The organism is Nesterenkonia pannonica (assembly GCF_019575955.1).
Lineage (GTDB): Bacteria > Actinomycetota > Actinomycetes > Actinomycetales > Micrococcaceae > Nesterenkonia > Nesterenkonia pannonica.
The window spans coordinates 1,885,609-1,903,087 of the sequence record NZ_CP080575.1 but is presented as its reverse complement, the minus strand read 5'-3'; the positions used below and the strand labels follow the sequence as shown (position 1 = coordinate 1,903,087).

Below are 17,479 nucleotides of genomic sequence, written 5' to 3'. Positions count from 1 at the left end.
CGCACCGAGCTTGCGCCGCTGCCACCGGTAGTTCCGGACACCGGAACGAAGGGCGCTGTTCAGAAAAGCCATGACCGTGATCGTATCGGGCATCGGGCACAATGGTGGGGATTATGCATCTGAAGACGCTCACTGTGCGGGGTTCAAATCCTTCGCCTCCGCCACCACCTTCGAGTTCGAGCCCGGGGTGACTGCTGTGGTGGGCCCCAACGGATCGGGCAAGTCCAACGTGGTGGACGCCCTCTCCTGGGTGATGGGCGAGCAGGGGCCAAGTCCCTGCGGGGCGGCTCCATGGAGGATGTCATCTTCGCTTGCACCTCTGAGCGCCAACCGCTGGGGCGTGCCTCTGTCAGCCTGACGATCGACAACACCGACGGCCTGCTCCCCATCGAGTACTCCGAAGTCACCATCTCCCGGACGATGTTCCGCACCGGCGGATCCGAGTACACGATCAACGGATCCTCCGCGAGGCTGCTGGACATTCAGGAGCTGCTCTCCGACTCGGGCCTGGGCAGGGAGATGCACGTCATCGTCGGCCAGGGCCAGCTGGACCAGATCCTCCACGCCACCCCCGAGCAGCGACGCGGATTCATCGAAGAGGCGGCCGGAGTGCTCAAGCACCGGCGGCGCCGCGAACGATCCGTGCGCAAGCTCGAGAACATGCAGGGAAAGCTCGAGCGCCTCGAGGACCTCATCAACGAGGCCTCGCGCCAGCTCGCCCCGCTGGTAAGCAGGCCAAGGTCGCCCGGCGGGCCCAGCGCATCCAGCATGATCTGCGCGACGCGCTCTCGCGCCTCATCGCCGATGATCTCGTCCAGGCCGCAGGCGCCCTCGCAGAGTCCAGCCGGGGCGAGGAGTCAGACATAGCCCGAGCCGAGGAGCTGCGGACGCAGATCGAGGCGCACGACTCATCGATGCAGCGACTGACCACGCAGGCTGAGGAGGCCCGGACTGCCGCAGAGAAGCTTTCAGTAAGCCACCACCAGCTCGCCCAGGCCCAGGAGCGCCTGCGATCTGCGGCCTCCTGGCGGGGAGCGGGCCGCAAGCCTCGCCGCGTCCTCCGTCGTCGACTTCTCCGGCTCCCGAGACCCCGAGCAGCTGCGGACCCAGGCCGAACAGGTCGTGCGCGAGGCCGCCCAGAAGCAGACCGAGGCAGAGGAGGCCGCCGCAGAGCTGGAGAGACGGGGCACGACGCGGGCCGAGGCGGAAGCAGCGCTCGCCGCCGAGGAGACCCTCATCACTGAGCAGCTGCGGGCTGCGGCGGACCGGCGCACCGGGCTGGCGACCCTCCGCGGCCGCGTCGACGCCATCGATGGTCGCCTCGAAGCGTCTCAGCAGCGAGGCGACCGCGCGCGAGCTCAGCGCCGCTCCGACCAGGGCGCTCTCGAGGCCTCGGCGGCGGACCTCGAACAGCTTCGTCAGCGCAATGAGGAGGCCGACAGCAGCGGTGCAGAGCTTGAGGCTGCCTACGAGGCCGCGCGAGCGGCGCAGGGAAGCACCGAGAGGACTACGAGCAGGCGCGCGCCGCCGCCCGCCAGGCTGAGATCACCGTCTCTGAGCGCCGTGCTCGCCTCTCCGGGCTCGAATCGGCGCTCGCCGCCGCCGACCACGCGGTCGCCCTCGATGATCAGGGGCTGCCTTCAGCGTCGATGTGGTGCGCGCCGGAAGCGACGATGGGCAGCTCCGGGAGGCGCTCGCCGGGGCGGTGCTGGTGGGGATGCCGCCTTCGGCCGTGAGCTGGTGGACCGCGGTGAGTTCTCCGCGGCGCTGACGATCGGCCAAGCGGTGATCAAGGACGGCGAGCGCATACGTGGGGAGCGGGCAGAGCCGCCGAAGGCACCCTGACCGAACAGATTGAGCAGCTCGAAGTGCTCATCAGGCAGGGTCAGGAGGAGCTGGAGGCGGCCGAGGCCGCAGCTGCGGGCAGCGCTGAGACGCTCAGCGCCGCCGAGCAGCGCACCGCGGAGGCGCAGCAGGCCCATCAGGCCAACGAGGCAGCTGCGGCGTCGACAGGTGAGCAGCTGCGACGACTCTCCGCTGAGGTGGAGCGCGCCAGGGAGCGCATTGCCGAGTCGGCGCAGGAGATCGAGGATGCTGAGGCGGCCATCACGGAGCTGCGGGCCCAGAGGCACGAGCTGATTGAGCGTCTGGAGGCAGCTGAGTCGGACGAGGTCATCGAAGACCCCTCCACCCAGGAGCGTGATCGTCTCAGCGCAGAGGCCGCAGATCGGCGGCGGCATGAGGTGGACGCACGTCTGGCTCTGCGTGCCGCCGAGGAGCAGCACCGGCAGCTCCTCGAACGGACTGCGTCGCTGCGTCGGCAGGCTCAGCAGGAGGTGCAGCGCAGAGAGCAGGTGCAGAGAGCTGCCGCAGCGAAGGCGGAGAAGTCGCAGGCCGCTGAGACGGTGCGGACCGAAGCGGAGCACGCGGTGGACCGGATCGTCGCCCAGCTGGCTGCGGCGCAGGAGGCGATCGACGCGGCCCAGGCGCAGCACCGGGACCTCAGCGCTTCTCTCGAGGAGGTGCGCGCCTCGCGTCGCGTCCAGGACGCCGAGCTCCAGGACGTCGCGTCCCGCCTGCACGCCGCTGAGGTGAAGCAGACGGAGCTGCGCCTCGCCCTGGAGGCTGCTGAGGCTCGAGCGGACGAGGATCTCAGCCTCACGCCGGAGTATCTCATCGAACACTATGGCCCCGACGTGCCCGTCCCTGTTCCCGCGGAGGATGAGGATGAGGCGGGGGACCGGACGGCGGAGGCGGGCGGCCCTACGACAGAGGCGAGCAGGAGGCGCGGCTCGCTCAGGCCCGCAAGGACCTCAAGTCCCTGGGCAAGGTCAATCCGCTGGCGCTGGAGGAGCATGCGGCACTGGAGGAGCGGCACACCTACCTGCAGAATCAGCTGACGGACCTGAAGAAGTCGCGGCAGGACCTGCTGGACATCATCCGCGACGTCGACGCCACAGTCGAGAAGGTCTTCGCCGAGGCGTTCGCGGACACCAAGGAGCAGTTCGAACGGGTCTTCTCCCGGCTCTTCCCCGGTGGCGAGGAAGGATCGAGCTGACGAACCCAGAGGATCTCCTGAACACCGGCGTGGAGGTCCACGCGCGGCCGCCCGGCAAGCGCATCAGGCGCCTCTCCCTGCTCTCCGGGGCGAACGGTCCCTGACGGCTGTGGCGCTGCTGGTGGCGATCTTCAAAGCGCGTCCCAGCCCCTTCTACGTGATGGACGAGGTGGAGGCCGCGCTGGACGACACCAACCTCTCGCGGCTGCTGGTGATCTTCGAGGAGCTTCGTGAGTCCTCTCAGCTCATCGTCATCACTCACCAGAGACGGACGATGGAGATCGCTGACGCGCTCTATGGTGTGTCGATGCGGCAGGACGGATCCACCCGCGTCATCTCCCAGCGCTTGAGCAGATAGATCTGACTTTCAGGGTGCCTTGTGCTGGTGGAGCTACGATGCGGTCCTCGAGCACTGGAAGGCAGGCACGATGTCATACACCGCGGTCGCCTGGGACATCGGCGTCGACCCTGACGCGGAGCCGGTGCTGATTGAGTGCAACTTCCGCGGCGCCGTGTGGCTCTATCAGCTGGCGGCCGGTCAGCCTCTCTTCGGGGACCTCACCTCCGAGCTGCTCTCAAGCATTCGACCGGACCACGGAGCATAAGACGTCAGCCTCTGAGGGCGGCGATCTCGTCCAGCATCTTCTCTGCGGACCCCGCGACCAGGACAGGGAAGTCACGAAGGTCAGGCTTGACGGAGATGCCCTCGACAATCACTGACCTCTTCTGAGAGTCGCGCACGACGACGTCGACGAAGCCCCAAGGCAGCGACGGAATGGCTCGAACAGCATCGATAGCGGCTGAGCCGATGCGCTGCGCCAGACCGGAGGAGCATGGCCCCGCTTCCGTCGGGCCCAGGAGAGCAAGAGGCTCGTTCCGCGATGCGCAGACCCTGAATCGTGATCCCGTCTGCACCCGCTGCGCTGTCAGGTTCTCGCCCTCCGCACCCGGATACACGGAGATGCTCGGGTCATAGGAGCGGCGTGCGTACCATCCTGCTTCACGCGAGATCAGCGTCAGATCAGTCTCAGCCCGCTCGTGATAGGCCCTGAGGTCTTCCAACGACTGGACTTTGAGTGAGCGAGGAACAGCGACCCCGGCTTCCTGGAGTATCTGCTGAGTGAGGTGGTGCCGACGAAGCAGCGCGCTCGCACTCGCCCGGAAGCGCTCGTCCATGATCCCGTTGAACCACTTGTCACGCTGGCCCTCGCGTGCCGCAACGATAAGGCGGTTCGCCTTGAACTCCGTGCTCCAGCCCTTGGTCTCAAGATGGTGGGCGAGGGTGTGGGTGCGGATGTCCAGGGCAGAGGCGCCCGCCCGGAGGTCGGAGGAAGCAGCTCGGGCAGAAGGTCAGTGGGTGAGGGAGCGGCGTCAGCTCTGTGCTCTTCACGCCGTCGATGGGGGCAGATGCCAGGAGCCGCTCCCAGGCAGGACCTGCCACGTCCTTGGGCTCTCCGTAGACCGGGTAAGTGGAGTTGCTGACCGCAGCGTTGGTGTTGAGCTCCAGCAGGTAAGGCTCTCCCGTGTCCTTGGCGACGAGGATGTCCGCACCGCCCCAATCCATGGTCGGGATGGCGCGGATCGCGTCACGTCCGACAGCGAGAACCGAGGGTGAAGGAGATCGAGGCACTCACTCGCTTCGCCGCCGCTGCTGATTCCTCCTACGTTGCGCACAGTGATTCGTTCCCCTTCGGGGAGGACCGAATCGAGCGTGAGCCCTTGGCGCTTCAGGTGCCTCTCCGTCGTCCTGTCGACGGGAATCATCAGCATGCAGTTATTGGGGTTTCTTCGGCGAAGCTCGTTCTTGGCCTCGATGAGCTGAAGAACCGTTGCACGTCCGTCCCCGCGACGCGGGGCAGCAGCCGACGCACTGCACCGAAGCACTTCTCCGGAGTGACGATGAGCCGAAACTCGATGCCATCGATGTACTCCTCCACCAGCACACCACGACCATCCGTATTCGCGTCCTCGTAGCCCTGAACGATCTCATCGGCGGTGCTGGCGTTGACCGTTACGTTCTTGCCCTGGCCGCCGAAGCGAGGCTTGATCACCACGGGGGCAGCGAGCTTCGACTGTATGCGCAAGGCCTCATCGGATGAGGAGGCAATATCGCCTCGTGGGGTGGAGACTCCAGCAGACTCGAGCAGCCGCTTCGTCAGGTATTTGTCCTTGACGATGAGCCCGCCCGTCACGGTGTCCGTGCACATGTGACCGCGAAGCAGCGCTCATAAGCCATCCTTCTCCGCAACGGCAGTGTACGTCCCGTACCAGGTGACGTCTGCGCCGTCTCGCGCAGCGGCCCGCGAGGTCACAAGTGTCCCGACGTTGCGGCCCTTTTCGAGCTGCTGCGCGATGACTTCCTGCGAATCCTCATCCTCGTAGAGGTTAGGCTCGTCCTTGACGATGTCCGGAAAAGTATCCGTGAGGCTCACGTGATCCCCATTCGTGATAAGCGCACACTGCGTCGCGTAATCAGCTCAGATTAGCCTACGCAGCTGGCGTCTCAGGCGGCGCAGAAAGCCTCGCACGGTGGGGGCCTGGATGATGCGGAACTCTTCCGACTCCGGCCTCTCCGCACGAGTCATCGCGACGGACGTGATCACGGACTTTGTGGGTCCCTTTGAGGAGAGGTAGCCGAGAGCTGACACTGCGTCGGCCGGGCCGGACACGACGGCCTCGACACGCTTTCTGCTTGCGTTCTTCACGTAGCCGGTGAGACCGAACTGACGGGCGCGGCGCCCGAACCATTTCCGGTACCCGACGCCCGTGACCCGGCCTCGGATGTCGAAGCGGAGGGTGAGGGTGTCGACCTGCTGCGGCGGGAGCGCAATGTCAGCGGCTGCAGCGGTCGCCTCGAAGAACTTCTTCGCGACCGGTGCGGGGTTCCCACATGGGGTACTGGGCGCTGCCGATGGCGGCGTGAGCGTTGAGCTCGATCACAGTGCACTGCTGCTCCACGTGGGCTTGCGGTGGTCTTCGATGAGCATATCGAGGCCGCAGAATCCAAGGCCCGGAACGGCCTGCACTGCTTTTACCGCAAGCTCCTTGATGGAGGATGCATCTCATCGGCGATCTCGAAGCTGTCGCCGCCCTGGGAGAGGTTCGCGGAATTCGCCAAGAGCACCGTCCGTCCGGCTTCGGGTACGGAGGAGTACGTCAGTCCAGCCAGGTTGAGCTGGTATTGGAGGGACTCGCCGACCTTGATCGGACGGGAGCTCAGATGCGGGTTGTCCTGGCGGGCGCGATTCTTGTATTCGATGAGATCGGCCACGGTGTGGACACCGTCCCCGGTGACAGAGGCAGGTGCGCGGACCACGGAGGCCACGACTTCGTCGCCGATGACGACGATGCGGTAGTCCTCGCCGGGGACGTGATCCTCGATGACGAAGTCGTCGTCTCCCAGCTCACTCTGCTGATAGAGCTCCAGCGCGTCCTGGAGGTCGTCGCGGCTCTGGATATTTGCGACTACACCGATGCCGCGCAGCCCTGCCACGGGCTTGCAGACCACCGGATAGCCGATGCGGTCGGCGTATTCGATCGCCAGTTCGCGGTCTGCAGTGGAGAAGACTCGACCCTGCGGCACTGGGACGTCGATGCGCTGAAGCAGCCGACGGGTGGCCTCTTTGTAGCTGCAGATCGACAGTGCCACGCCGCTTGCGAGAGGAGAGCGGCCCCATTTGAAGCTCAGCCGCTTCTCGGATGCTGGGTCGGTCACCACGAACGCGCCGTTCGGATAGCGGGTGCTGGTAAGTCCGTAGCGGAGCGCTTCACGCTCAAGAGGTGTCCCTTCGTCCCGTCCTTAGGGAGCGGCGCGATGTACGGGGCATCGTCGAAGACGTTCGTAAGCTGACCCTCATATGCGGGGCCGCAGGCTCGGGCGCCACAAAATAGCGGTTCACCTGCGGAAGGCGGTTCCGCAGCAGCGCACCGAGCTCGTCGCCCGAGCCCTGCTCCTGGGTGCTGAACTCTACGAGCGCCTCCGTCATCGCTGCTTCGATGCGGGCCAGAGCCTCCAGCCCAGGCGATTCCTGGAGCTCCTCGACCTCGGCGGGTGTGCCCGGGTGAGTCCCTCAACGAGCGCGCGAAGCTGACCGGCGTCTCCGCGCGGGATGTCCGCAGCAAGAAGCGCCTCGAGGGCCCTCTCGCCGCCTCCCACGCTGCAGAAGGGACGACCAGGTGCTCCCCGTGGTGCACAAGTTCCGACTGTCCCAGAGCGGACACCTGCGCGCCGGCACGCTCACCTACGACCTGCGCGTAGACGCGGGAAGGGCGGGCCTTGGCCTCGTCCTGGCGCAGGCGGACCAAGCGAACGAGTGAGATGGGGCCCGTGCTCTTGTGTGCTTCAGACAACGTGGGTTCCCTTCGAGAAGTTGACGGCCGCGGCTCTGTCGTCGGCGAGGTGGCCCGCCATGAGGAGCTCAGCGAGCGCTGCGAGGACATCGGGGCTTCCCTTCGCGGTTGCCCTGAGCTCGCCTGTGACCTGGTCCACGCCGTGCACGCTGAGCGTGGCGCCGTGGTCCTGTGCGATGCGAGGCAGCTCCTCGCCCACGCGCTCTGCGTGGCGGAGGCCTTCGATGTCGAGCGATCGGGTCACGGCGTCGACTGGTGCAGGCAGCTCGAAGCCCGCCCGCCCCGCCTGGTAGGCCACGAGTGCGTCACCGAGCGTGTCACCGAGCGAAGCGTCGGCAGTCATGTATGTCTCGATTCGGGGCCGCTCTGAGATGCTGGTGATCAGGAGGGGCTTTCGCCCTCTTGGTAGGCGTTGGGATTGGCCACGGCGTCTATGGAGGCGAATGCCAGGCCCGGCACCGCATCAAGAGTTCTCACGAACAGGGCGGCGTCGTCGGCGCTCAGCTCATCGGTGACGCTGCGCACACCCGTAGAGTGATCCACATCAAGCTCGACAGCGGCGATGAGCGAATCTCCGACGATGAACGCGCGGATGGGGCGGCCCGGCATCTGCTTCTCCACCAGCATCCGGGACTTCAGCGGTGCGACCTCATGGCCGTCGTCATCGTATGTGAAGGTCAGGCGAGTGGTGGCGTAGCTTACCACGTACGGGTTGCTGCCGGGAGTGCGGTCTGCCTTGTCCCGTCGGCGCAGCGTCATGAACGCGCTGCGCAGCTCGTCGCCTGACGTGATCCCGCCGATGGCGCGCACGGGGTTCTCTCCTACGCCCTCGCGCAGAACGACCGGATAACCCAGCTTCTCCGCATACTTCTCCGCCTTCTTGAGGCTCTGCCAGGAGAACGACGCGCCAGGCGGGGTGGGGACCTCGGCCCGGTCCAGGAGTGCCCTTTTGAGGCGGTGATCCTGGGCAAAGGTGACCGCAGCGAGGTCTGAGGCCTCAGGCACGCCATGGGTGAAGGAGATCTCTGCCGGGACTGAGCGCGATCTTCCTGCCAGGAGCACCTGGCGGGGAGCGAGAGCACATCAAGATCGCGGGCCAGAGCCGCGCGATGCACTTGGTAGCCGTCAATGAGCCGGGAGGGGATCGGCACCCCTGCCGCCTCCACCTCCGGCTCCGTCATGCTGTCCTTCGGCACGTTAATCCCTTCCGGTTCCTGCATTCGTCGATCATCTGCACGTCCGAGCCTGCCGAGCTTACCAAGGGAGATGCTTGCTAAGCAGAAGCTGCCGCGGCGGTGCGGTGGTCCAGGGACAGATATTTGCGGAGCTTCCAGGAACATAAGCAGGGGCAGGGGTGTTGGCAACATGTTGTGACTGCAGGCGAACACATCTCAAGACCGCCGATCCCGGCCGAGCTCAAGGTGATGATCGTCTCTGCGTTCATCATCGCGATCGGATTCGGGATCGTTTCGCCGATTCTTCCCCAATACGCATCTGACTTCGGGGTATCCGCCATGGCAGTCTCGGCCGTGGTGTCGGCCTTCGGCCTGTTCCGCCTGCTCTTCGCTCCGGCGTCTGGGCGCCTGACCCAAGCATTGGGGAGACCCCGGTCTACGTCATCGGCCTCCTCATCGTCGCGGTCTCGATGATCGCGACCGCGTACGCGCCCACCTATGAGCTGCTGCTGGCCTTTCGGGCAGTCGGCGGCATCGGATCCACATTCTTCACCGTCGCTGCCATGACGTTCCTGGCCCGAAAGTCCCCGCCCACCATCCGCGGGAGGGTGATGGGCGCCTACGCGTCGGCATTCCTCATCGGCAATATCGCAGGTCCCCTGCTGGGCTCAGCTCTGCTGGTCTTCGGCCAAGAGGTGCCGTTCCTGGTGTACGGAGCTGCCCTGGTCATCGCAGCAGCCGTTGTCTTCTTCATGCTTCGGAAGTCCCGCCTCGAGGATCGGAAGAACAAGGACGAGCGGCAGCGGGCGTCTGTCAGGGAGGCTCTCGGCCACGGCAGCTACCGGGCAGCGCTAGCCTCCGGATTCGCCAACGGGTGGGCGACATTCGGCCTGCGGAACTCCGTGGTGCCGCTCTTCGCCGCCTCAGCATTCGTCGGCACGGGCTGGTTCATCGACTCCGCCCAGCTGGCAGGCGTCACGCTGGCCTGCTTCGCGGCGGGCAACGTCGTGGTGGTGCTGACCCTCGCCAAACGATCCGACGAATGGGGCCGCCGCCCACCCATCATCCTGGGACTGCTCGTTGCGGGCGCAGCCACCGGTACCCTGGGCCTAGCCCCCGAGCCCTGGGTGCTGCTGCTCCTCAGCGTCATCGGCGGCGCGGCACCGGGCTCATCGTCCCCGCCCAGCAGGCCGCTTTGGGCGATCTCGTGGGGAGGGCGCAACGGCGGCACTGTCATCTCCACATTCCAGATGGTCCAGGACCTGGGGGCGATCATCGGACCGCTTCTCGCAGGACTGCTGGTGGACCAGCTGGGCTACGCCTGGGCGTTCGGTCTGACCGGCCTCATTCTGATGCTCGGCGCCGCAGCCTGGAGCCTCGCCCCGGAGACCCTGACCCGGGAGGAGAGCGGCGGACGGCCTGCCGCATCGTAGTCTCAGCCGCGGAGGCGGATACTAGGGTCCGTCGACTGACCATCCGCACACTCGTATCCGGTGACTCGGGACCACCGCGTTTTTACCGTCTGAGCGGCAAGGAAGAAGGATAGGCATGGAGTTTCAGTGGCCGGAGCACTTTCAGCCCTCGGTCGTCCGCTCGGGATTCGGGGCTGGCACCGTATCGACCCACACGTTGGCGCTGGAGGCGTGGAGACGAGGGCTGAAGGTGACGTTCCTCGCTCCCAGCGGCAAGGAGCTGGAGGTGTCGGACGGTTCGCGCACCGTCCGTTTTGACCGGTCGCGGGCCGCCAGCGAGATCAGCGAAGAGGCATACAGCATCGTGGAGTCGAAGTACGACACCACCGCCGCCCTCCGGGCCGCAGGCGTTCCCGTGCCGGAGGCGTTCGCGCTCGCTGCGTCGGAGACCACGTTCGAGGAGGTGAGGGCCCACGCCGAATCGCTCGGCTACCCGGTCGTCCTCAAACCCATGAGGGGCTCCAGGGGGCGAGGGGTCTTCGCCAACATCCAGTCGGTGGAGCAGCTCCCGGAGTACTACACGTATCTCGTCGACGACCTTGGGTCTGAGCACATCGTCCTCGAGCGCCATCATTTCGGCGGTGATTACCGTGCCTTCGTAGTGGGCGACCGTTTTATTGCGGCCTGTCAGCGCATTCCCGCACGTGTCTCAGGCGATGGAACTCACACGGTTGGCGAACTGATCGATCAGAAGAATCGGCTTCGCAGACAGAATCCGTTCCTGTCCGGAGGGCTCATCGCCAAAGACTATGAGGTGCGCTCCATGGTGGCGCAGCAGGGTCTCACGATGGACTCTGTGCCCCTGCGGGATGCTGACGTTCAGCTGCGGCAGAAGGCCAACGCCAGCGCCGGGGGTGATGTGGTGGACGTGACGGACGCGTTTCCGGAGCATATGCAGGCCGCCGCTGTGAGCGCCGTGTCCGCAATACCAGGCCTCCCTGCGGCTGGAGTCGACATTCTCTGGGATCCGGACAACGCAGGGGTCGGGAGACCGAGTTCGTGATCATCGAGATGAATTCGCGAGCTCATATCGGCGTGAACATGTATCCGACCCACGGCCGAGGAGAGATGTCCCGGAAGCAGTCATCGACAACTTCTTCCCGGGTTCGCGCCGCCCGAGCACGGCGGGCGCAGAGATGCTCACCTTTGATCGGGCTGATCTTCTTCAGCCCATCCTGAACGGAACGGCGGCCTCGGTCGAGCTGAATCCACTCCCGGAGCACGGCCTGCCGGTCCGGCGGCAGTGTCGGCTCGCGGCAGGCCTCAGCCTTCCGCCCGCGCTCCGCCGGAAGATCCGCAGTGAGTACCGCAGGGCAGGGGTGAGCGGCAGACTCGTGCTCCGCGAGCCCGAGCCCCGTCTGGTCGTGGCAGGGGAGGAAAAGTCCGTTCGCGAATGGTTCCGACGAATCGCCCGAGTTCTCGGCGAAGAGTTCTCGCAGGTCGAAGAGTATACGGGGCCAGTGCACCTAGGGTTCGGAGTCTCCGAGTGATCGGTACGGCTGTGCGCGTGTGTTGTCCTCCGGGAGCAGAAAATTCATGAAAGGCTGAATAGAAGCTTAAGTAAGACTGAACATTGAGAGGATCCATGGAAGGCCAGCACGATCGCTCGTCGGCGCGCCCTATTGCGCATCGGAGCAGGCGCTTTCTTCAGCAGGTGCGTCATGGTCGGCCCCTGAGGTGCACCGCACGCTGCTCCTTGGGAGCCTGACGGCGACCAGCTCGAGAACGAAAACCTGCAGCGGTACCGCACTGCGGCTGACGAGGTGATTCTCGGTGCCAGCGGGGTGTTCGAGGACGCGGCAGGGACGGTCCGACTGCCCAAAAGGGTAGGCGGCGGCGAGATCAGGGTGGACGGAGCCTCGGGAGACTCCCCATCGATTCCGCACACTCGGCCCGACGTGTTTCAGGTGGCGTTTCCCCATTGGCCCGCAAAGTACAGCTGGCGAACGCGCGCCCAGAAGCGCGAAGGAAAGATCAAGCAGTCCCAAGGGGCTGATCTCGTGGTCGGCTGGGGAAGCCATTGCCTCCAGGAAGTCGAGCACCGGAACAGCGGTTGGCTCGTCTACGGCCTGGGTCGCGGGGCAGCGGCGCCGGACAGGCGCTTTGCACGCCCACAGGTTGAACGGCATCTCGTCGCGTGCAGCTTCGTGGCCGTGCTCGAGCTGTCCCGGCGTCCAGGGCGCCGGGAACGGTCCGTGTCACTCAAGCTCTATCCGGTCTATGCCGGAGTCGATGAGAGCGGGTAGGCATATGCGCCCGTCACTTCCGAGGACTTCCGCAGAGTCGTACAGCACCTCGCATGGCGAGGGCCGAGGGGTTCGGCCAAGCGGGCGCAGGCTGTGGTGAAGACGATCTCGGTCGTCACCTTCACCTTCCGGTAGGACAGTGGCCCGTCGGGCGGCAGCCGGAAGCGCAGAAAGGGCCCTCGCAGTCCGACGCAGCAGCTCGTCTTACGGAGCTTCTTTCGCACGCGGAGGCGGATGACTTCGGAATCCACCGTCAGTCCGTGCGCCACCACGCCGCGCTCGGTAGGCGACTCAGCAGTGCCCTGGTTGCAGAGCAGGCCCATGCCGAAGGCGCGGACATCAAGTGGGTCAGCCCGGCACGAGCGGTCGCCGAGCACCACGGAGTCCGGGTGCTGATTGACGGAGCCCACGCCAACGAGTCCGCCGCAGCGACGGTTTTCGTCTCAGACAAGTACCGGACAGGAAAGCTGCTTCGAGATGCAGGCGTGAGGGCTCCTCGCAGCGAGGTCGTCCGCTCTGCAGGCCGCGCACACGAGCTGGCCCAAGCGTGGCAATGCCCGCTGGTCATCAAACCGCGCAGCGGAAACAAGGGTCGTGGCGTGTTCGTGAACCTCACGACGCCGGAGAGCATCACCTCCGCCTTCGAGAGTGTCCACGCGCTCGGCAACGACGTCCTGGTGGAAGAGTTCGTTCAGCCGTTCGAGGAATACCGATGCATCGCGACCGCTGCCGAGTGTCTCAGCGTCGTCCGCCGGGTTCTCCCTCACGTCGTCGGAGACGGACAGTCGACGATCGCTGAGCTCATCGCTGAGAAGAACGAGGAACGACGCCGTTCGCCGCACCTGATGAAGAGCCTCATACCGCTCGACGATGTGGCACGCAGCCATTTGGCCCGGCAGGGCAGCGACCCCGAAAGCGTTCTGCCGATGGGCAGGGCCGTGACTGTTCGGGATGTGGGCGGGCTGAGTTCAGGCGGAGACACCGTGGAGTGCTCCGAAGAAGTGCCAGCTTCGCTCAAGGACACGGCGAGCGCTGCTGTGGCCAGCATCCCGGGGTGTGGCACGCGGGGGTCGACATCGTTGTCTCAGCTGCCGGAGACATTCCCTACGTCATAGAGATCAACACAGGAAGCGGCATTGCAGGGCATCACTATCCGTCGCGGGGCGAACCCAAGGAACTGGCAAGCTATCTCTGGCACAGCCGCCTCAGCGAAGCTGTCCTGAGGACGCGCCAAGACGATGGGATCGCTGCCCCCGCGACGCAAGACCGTGGTCGGTTCGAGAGCACAACGATCACGGAGCCGATCGACCTGGTTCGGGAGGCACAGGCCCTCTTGGAGAGTCGCGGCTTCACGATTGCGAGGAGGGCACGCGTCTCTGGACAGCCCAGGCTCGGGACGGAGGTGTTCGTTGGAGCTTCGGCCCCTGGACCGACTACGACCTCAACATCGTGCGCCAGCTTCTGAAGCACCCACAGGTCGCGCTCAACGTCATCCGGAGTGGAGGACTTCCCGTTACTTCTGAGGCGGCGGAGGAACAATCCTCCGCGTTTTGCCTCTCGTCGGGAGAGTCTGCTGGCAACTTCAGAGTATGGGTCCCACGTCGCGAGCCACATGGTTGAAAGTGCGGCTGCGCTCGCCGTGAGCGCCGTTCGGGCCATCCCTGAGCTTCGCTGGGGGCAGTCGATGTCCATGTGAGCGCGGACGAGGTCTCGGTCGCGGAGATCTCGGTCCCTTCCGTCATTTCCGGCGGTCACGAGGTGCTGACGGGCTCCGCAGCCTCGATAGTGGATCAGATCGTTCAACCCGCTCTCGCGGACATGTGCATCATGGTTGGCAACTGACCCCGTCCAAGAGCGCCTGGCACGGGGACAGCACTGCAGTCCGCGCCGCGGGCCACACACAAGGGGCGGGCTCCAGCGCAGTGCTGGAACCCGCCCCTTGTGCTGCACCTAGGCGCAGAGAGAGCTGAAGCGAATCAGTGACCCGCTGAGGTCCTCTCGATGTAGGAGTAGGCCTCGGTCTGGTGAGCCGCCACGTCGATGCCTAGCCTCCTCGACCTCTGCGTCCACCCGGAAGCCGATCGTCTTGTGGATCGCCAGACCGATGATGAATGTAGCCACGAACGTAAAGATCGCGGTCACGACCACTGCCACCACCTGAGCGACCAGGAGCTCGAAGCCTCCGCCGACCAGGATGCCGGAGCGACCCTCGCCGTAGATGTCCTCGTAGCCGAAGAGGCCGATGGCCACTGTGCCCCAGAGGCCCGCCACGAAGTGCAGACCGACCACATCAAGAGTGTCGTCGAACTTGCCCCACTTGATGTCGACGGCGAAGCAGCAGATCACGCCGGAGATGGCGCCGAGGATGATCGCACCGACTGGTGCCACGTGGGCGACGGCGGGAGTGATGGCCACCAGACCAGCAACAATTCCGGAGGCAGCGCCCACAGGGGTGGGCTTCTTGCCGCGGGCCCACTCGGTGAGCAGCCACGCGACCAGTGCCGCTGCCGGAGCCAGCATGGTGTTCAGCCAGTTGAGGGAGATTTCGTCAGTGCTGCCAGCCTCACCCAGGTTGAAGCCGAACCAGCCGAACCACAGGATCGAGGCGCCCAGCAGCACGAAGGGAACGTTGTGAGCCTTGTTCTCCGTGATCTCCGCGAAGCGTGAGCGAGGTCCGATCACCAGGACCAGAGCCAGAGCCGCCAGGTAGGCGCACATGTGCACGACCAGGCCGTAAGCAAAGTCAACAGCCTCACCCACGGCGTCGCCGATGAGTCCGCCTTCGACCAGCAGTCCGCCGTCGCCCCAGACCCAGTGGGCCAGGGGTGCGTAGACCAGAGTCAGCCAGATCGGAACGAAGATCATCCACGCGGAGAACTTCGCCCGGTCTGCAATGGCGCCTGAGATCAGCGCAGTCGTGATGATCGCGAAGGTACCGCCGAAGCCGACCCATACGAGCTCGTCGTAAGCCGCTTCGAAGGATCCCATCGCAGCGAAGTTGTCAGCGGGGTTGCCGAAGAGGCCCCGACCGATGAACCGAACGAGATCGCGTCGCCCCAGAGGGTCCATGTGATCGCGACCAGTCCCATAGCCGCGAAGCTCATCATCATCATGTTCACGGCGGACTTGGTCTGGGACAGACCGCCGTAGAACAGAGCGAGTCCGGGGTCATAAACAGCACCAAGGCGCCTGCTACGACAACCCAAATAACATCAGCTTCCATAATGTCCCTCCAGGAAACGTCGTCTACCGATGGCTTTCACCGGTGCGAGCTGACTTCTATCCTGGAGGGCACGTGTTTCGCCTCAGCGGCCCTCGTGTTTCAAGAACGTTAACTTTTTCCTGCGAAAAGGCATTTCGCCACATGTGAGGCCCGGCTGTGCATCACTGGTCCTCGAGGAGCGCGTCCACGAACGACTCGGCGTCGAACGGAGCGAGATCGTCCGGGCCCTCACCGAGCCCCACGAGCTTCACCGGCACCCCCAGCTGCTGCTGAATGGCCACCACAATGCCGCCGCGTGCGGTGCCGTCGAGCTTGGTCAGGACGATGCCGGTGATGCTGACTGCCTCCGAGAAGACTTTGGCCTGCGAGAGCCCGTTCTGGCCCGTTGTCGCATCCAGCACGAGCAGCACCTCGTCGACCTGCGACCGCTTCTCGACCACACGCTTGACCTTGCCGAGCTCGTCCATGAGATTGGCCTTGTTCTGCAGCTTACCAGCAGTGTCCACCAGCACGGCGTCGACGTTGTCCTCCTGCGCCTTCGCCACGGACTCGAAGGCCACAGAGGCGGGATCCGCCCCTCCACATCCGACGCGACAGTGGGGACACCCACACGGGCGCCCCACGTGGTCAGCTGTTCGGCTGCGGCAGCGCGGAACGTGTCCGCTGCGCCCAGCACCACAGTCCGGCCCTCGGCCACCAGCACTCGGGCAAGCTTGCCCACAGTGGTCGTCTTGCCGGTTCCGTTGACCCCGACCACCATCACCACAGTAAGCCGTCCCTCTGCCGTCGTCGTGAGCTCACGGTCGAAGGTGGGGTCGACGAGCTTCACGAGCTCCTCCCTCAGAAGCTCCCGCACACGCGCAGGGTCCCTTGAGCCTTCGACCTTGACGCGCTCACGGAGCGTCTCGACGAGGCTCATCGCCGCCTCGGCACCGAGGTCCGCGGTGAGGAGAGTCTCCTCGATCTCGTCCCAGACGTCGTCGTCGATCTCGTCCTGGCTCAGGAGTGCGAGCAGGGTCTTGCCGAAGACGCTGTTCGACTTGACCAGGCGCGCCCGCAGCCGGGCCAGGCGCCCCTCTGCAGGCTCCGGGCGGTCCAGCTCCGGCTCGGCGGGAACGAGGGGAGCGTCACCCTCGGGGCCTCCTCGACCAGGGTGTCGTAAGCGGGCTCATCCGCCTCCGGAGCATCATCGGCATCCCGAGTGGTGGGATAGCGCTGCTGTGACCGTCGGAAGAGGTCGGAGCCGCTGACGAGGAAGAATCCGAGAAGGCTGACGAGCAGAACGGCCAGGACGATGAAGGTGATCAGAACAGAAGTTTCCACGCGCCTCAGTGTCCCATACCGGATCAGCGTCTGAGGCGGCGAGACACCTTCTGCGCGGTGGTGCGCGCTCGCTCCGGCAGTGCGCCGAGCACGGACGAGTTCGCCTGCTCGGCGAGAGCCTCAAGGGCGCGGGAGTGGTCGCTCGACGCGGCCTCAGTCTCCTCCAGTAGGCGTTCGATCCGATCCACCTTCTCGGTCAGCTGCTCGAGCTGCTGCTCACGCCGCTCCAGGCGCGCCTGAAGGCTCTCATTCCTGGCGCGCTGCGCCTCCACCTGATCGGCGAACACTACGCCCTGCTCATCGAGCCGCTCCGCCAGGTTCCCGAGGTCCGCACGAACAGCCGAGAGCCTCTCCGGAACATCCTCGAGTCCCCCAGCGCTGAGCGCACACGCTCCTCCAGGTCTCGGAACTCCACGCTCCGCACCTCGTCGAGGCGGTCGTATACGCTCCGAAGCTCAATGATCAGATCCCGCTGATGGGCGATGAGCGAGACCACGACGTCGTGCGCGTTCTTCCCGAGGTCCTCAGGCGGCGTCGCATCTGCCTCCGTGAGCGTGGACGACGAGGCATCCTCGGAGGAAGCTTCGTCGGTGCGGGTCTGCTCCTCGTCGGCTGAGCTCGCGTGTGTCATG

At 65.4% G+C, this 17,479-nt stretch carries 22 protein-coding genes and 3 pseudogenes; 10 read left to right on the top strand and 15 right to left on the bottom strand.

From position 1 onward, the window contains the following. Positions 1-113: 113 nt before the first annotated feature. The 4 genes and pseudogenes from K0H76_RS13605 to K0H76_RS13590 form a co-directional block, all read left to right on the top strand. Positions 114-1,335: pseudogene (locus K0H76_RS13605) on the top strand (AAA family ATPase); the annotation flags it as partial. A gap of 533 nt (positions 1,336-1,868) precedes the next feature. Next, positions 1,869-2,900 (top strand): hypothetical protein, encoded by a 1,032-nt coding sequence (locus K0H76_RS13600; RefSeq protein ID WP_258933341.1) that lies wholly within the window; start codon positions 1,869-1,871, stop codon positions 2,898-2,900. A gap of 267 nt (positions 2,901-3,167) precedes the next feature. Beyond that, a complete protein-coding gene (locus K0H76_RS13595; protein ID WP_258933340.1) occupies positions 3,168-3,416 on the top strand; it encodes an AAA family ATPase in 249 nt (82 codons plus the stop codon). A 70-nt stretch (positions 3,417-3,486) separates the two neighbouring features. Beyond that, a complete protein-coding gene (locus K0H76_RS13590) occupies positions 3,487-3,663 on the top strand; it encodes a hypothetical protein (protein ID WP_258933339.1) in 177 nt (58 codons plus the stop codon). 4 nt (positions 3,664-3,667) lie between these two features. Here the strand turns inward: K0H76_RS13590 and K0H76_RS13585 are convergent, their stop codons facing one another. The 10 genes from K0H76_RS13585 to K0H76_RS13540 form a co-directional block, all read right to left on the bottom strand. Then, complete coding sequence (locus K0H76_RS13585; protein ID WP_258933338.1) at positions 3,668-4,234, bottom strand: hypothetical protein; 567 nt, start codon at positions 4,232-4,234, stop codon at positions 3,668-3,670. Positions 4,235-4,322: 88 nt separating this feature from the next. Beyond that, positions 4,323-4,622 (bottom strand): hypothetical protein, encoded by a 300-nt coding sequence (locus K0H76_RS13580; protein ID WP_258933337.1) that lies wholly within the window; start codon positions 4,620-4,622, stop codon positions 4,323-4,325. Positions 4,623-4,821: 199 nt separating this feature from the next. Beyond that, a complete protein-coding gene (locus K0H76_RS13575; protein WP_258933336.1) occupies positions 4,822-5,250 on the bottom strand; it encodes an ATP-grasp domain-containing protein in 429 nt (142 codons plus the stop codon). A gap of 33 nt (positions 5,251-5,283) precedes the next feature. Then, positions 5,284-5,490, bottom strand: a complete 207-nt coding sequence (locus tag K0H76_RS13570) for a hypothetical protein (protein ID WP_258933335.1) — start codon at positions 5,488-5,490, stop codon at positions 5,284-5,286. Between the two features lie 45 nt (positions 5,491-5,535). Continuing rightward, positions 5,536-5,841, bottom strand: coding sequence for an acylphosphatase (locus tag K0H76_RS13565; RefSeq protein WP_258935416.1), 306 nt, complete (start codon positions 5,839-5,841; stop codon positions 5,536-5,538). A 49-nt stretch (positions 5,842-5,890) separates the two neighbouring features. Next, positions 5,891-6,016, bottom strand: coding sequence for a hypothetical protein (locus K0H76_RS13560; RefSeq protein WP_258933334.1), 126 nt, complete (start codon positions 6,014-6,016; stop codon positions 5,891-5,893). A 73-nt stretch (positions 6,017-6,089) separates the two neighbouring features. Then, positions 6,090-6,773 carry a hypothetical protein gene (locus tag K0H76_RS13555; protein ID WP_258933333.1) on the bottom strand — a complete coding sequence of 228 codons (684 nt, stop codon included), beginning with the start codon at positions 6,771-6,773 and terminating at the stop codon, positions 6,090-6,092. A gap of 58 nt (positions 6,774-6,831) precedes the next feature. Further along, positions 6,832-7,044, bottom strand: a complete 213-nt coding sequence (locus tag K0H76_RS13550) for a hypothetical protein (protein ID WP_258933332.1) — start codon at positions 7,042-7,044, stop codon at positions 6,832-6,834. 356 nt (positions 7,045-7,400) lie between these two features. Further along, entirely contained in the window at positions 7,401-7,751 is a 351-nt protein-coding gene (locus K0H76_RS13545; protein WP_146341507.1) for a hypothetical protein, read from the bottom strand. Positions 7,752-7,789: 38 nt separating this feature from the next. Further along, a complete protein-coding gene (locus K0H76_RS13540; RefSeq protein WP_258933331.1) occupies positions 7,790-8,470 on the bottom strand; it encodes a hypothetical protein in 681 nt (226 codons plus the stop codon). Positions 8,471-8,778: 308 nt separating this feature from the next. Between K0H76_RS13540 and K0H76_RS13535 the strand changes: the two genes are divergently transcribed. The 5 genes from K0H76_RS13535 to K0H76_RS13515 all read left to right on the top strand — a co-directional run bounded on the left by K0H76_RS13535 (position 8,779) and on the right by K0H76_RS13515 (position 12,301). Continuing rightward, positions 8,779-9,057 (top strand): hypothetical protein, encoded by a 279-nt coding sequence (locus K0H76_RS13535; RefSeq protein ID WP_258933330.1) that lies wholly within the window; start codon positions 8,779-8,781, stop codon positions 9,055-9,057. After that, positions 9,054-10,016 (top strand): MFS transporter, encoded by a 963-nt coding sequence (locus K0H76_RS13530; RefSeq protein WP_258933329.1) that lies wholly within the window; start codon positions 9,054-9,056, stop codon positions 10,014-10,016. The genes K0H76_RS13535 and K0H76_RS13530 overlap by 4 nt, the downstream gene beginning before the upstream one ends. Before the next feature lie 115 nt (positions 10,017-10,131). Beyond that, complete coding sequence (locus K0H76_RS13525) at positions 10,132-11,058, top strand: hypothetical protein (protein WP_258933328.1); 927 nt, start codon at positions 10,132-10,134, stop codon at positions 11,056-11,058. Between the two features lie 133 nt (positions 11,059-11,191). Then, positions 11,192-11,545 (top strand): hypothetical protein, encoded by a 354-nt coding sequence (locus K0H76_RS13520; RefSeq protein WP_258933327.1) that lies wholly within the window; start codon positions 11,192-11,194, stop codon positions 11,543-11,545. Positions 11,546-11,818: 273 nt separating this feature from the next. Next, the gene (locus tag K0H76_RS13515; RefSeq protein WP_258933326.1) at positions 11,819-12,301 is read left to right on the top strand and encodes a CapA family protein; all 483 of its coding nucleotides are present in this window, start codon (positions 11,819-11,821) and stop codon (positions 12,299-12,301) included. Here K0H76_RS13515 and K0H76_RS13510 read toward each other — a convergent pair. Next, on the bottom strand, positions 12,274-12,711 hold the full coding sequence (locus K0H76_RS13510; protein ID WP_258933325.1) for a hypothetical protein: 438 nt from the start codon (positions 12,709-12,711) through the stop codon (positions 12,274-12,276). The genes K0H76_RS13515 and K0H76_RS13510 overlap by 28 nt on opposite strands. On the opposite strand from K0H76_RS13510, the gene K0H76_RS13505 reads away from it, so the two are divergent. After that, on the top strand, positions 12,691-13,416 hold the full coding sequence (locus K0H76_RS13505; RefSeq protein WP_258933324.1) for an ATP-grasp domain-containing protein: 726 nt from the start codon (positions 12,691-12,693) through the stop codon (positions 13,414-13,416). The genes K0H76_RS13510 and K0H76_RS13505 overlap by 21 nt on opposite strands. Positions 13,417-14,251: 835 nt before the next feature. On the opposite strand, the pseudogene K0H76_RS13500 reads toward K0H76_RS13505, so the two are convergent. The 4 genes and pseudogenes from K0H76_RS13500 to K0H76_RS13485 all read right to left on the bottom strand — a co-directional run bounded on the left by K0H76_RS13500 (position 14,252) and on the right by K0H76_RS13485 (position 17,478). After that, positions 14,252-15,414 (bottom strand): annotated as a pseudogene (locus tag K0H76_RS13500) (ammonium transporter). A gap of 271 nt (positions 15,415-15,685) precedes the next feature. After that, positions 15,686-16,847, bottom strand: a pseudogene (gene ftsY, locus K0H76_RS13495) (signal recognition particle-docking protein FtsY). A gap of 23 nt (positions 16,848-16,870) precedes the next feature. Further along, positions 16,871-17,134, bottom strand: a complete 264-nt coding sequence (locus K0H76_RS13490) for a hypothetical protein (protein WP_258933323.1) — start codon at positions 17,132-17,134, stop codon at positions 16,871-16,873. Then, positions 17,134-17,478 carry a hypothetical protein gene (locus K0H76_RS13485; protein ID WP_258933322.1) on the bottom strand — a complete coding sequence of 115 codons (345 nt, stop codon included), beginning with the start codon at positions 17,476-17,478 and terminating at the stop codon, positions 17,134-17,136. The genes K0H76_RS13490 and K0H76_RS13485 overlap by 1 nt, the downstream gene beginning before the upstream one ends. Position 17,479 lies beyond the last annotated feature (1 nt).

What these genes read in the sequence shown, in the direction of transcription:
- K0H76_RS13520 (WP_258933327.1), top strand. Translation starts at nt 11,192, where the DNA reads ATGCTCACCTTTGATCGGGCTGATCTTCTTCAGCCCATCCTGAACGGA.
- K0H76_RS13585 (WP_258933338.1), bottom strand. Translation starts at nt 4,234, where the DNA reads ATGGACGAGCGCTTCCGGGCGAGTGCGAGCGCGCTGCTTCGTCGGCAC.
- K0H76_RS13545 (WP_146341507.1), bottom strand. Translation starts at nt 7,751, where the DNA reads ATGACTGCCGACGCTTCGCTCGGTGACACGCTCGGTGACGCACTCGTG.
- K0H76_RS13590 (WP_258933339.1), top strand. Translation starts at nt 3,487, where the DNA reads ATGTCATACACCGCGGTCGCCTGGGACATCGGCGTCGACCCTGACGCG.
- K0H76_RS13485 (WP_258933322.1), bottom strand. Translation starts at nt 17,478, where the DNA reads ATGACACACGCGAGCTCAGCCGACGAGGAGCAGACCCGCACCGACGAA.
- K0H76_RS13580 (WP_258933337.1), bottom strand. Translation starts at nt 4,622, where the DNA reads ATGGATTGGGGCGGTGCGGACATCCTCGTCGCCAAGGACACGGGAGAG.
- K0H76_RS13530 (WP_258933329.1), top strand. Translation starts at nt 9,054, where the DNA reads ATGATCGCGACCGCGTACGCGCCCACCTATGAGCTGCTGCTGGCCTTT.
- K0H76_RS13550 (WP_258933332.1), bottom strand. Translation starts at nt 7,044, where the DNA reads ATGACGGAGGCGCTCGTAGAGTTCAGCACCCAGGAGCAGGGCTCGGGC.
- K0H76_RS13525 (WP_258933328.1), top strand. Translation starts at nt 10,132, where the DNA reads ATGGAGTTTCAGTGGCCGGAGCACTTTCAGCCCTCGGTCGTCCGCTCG.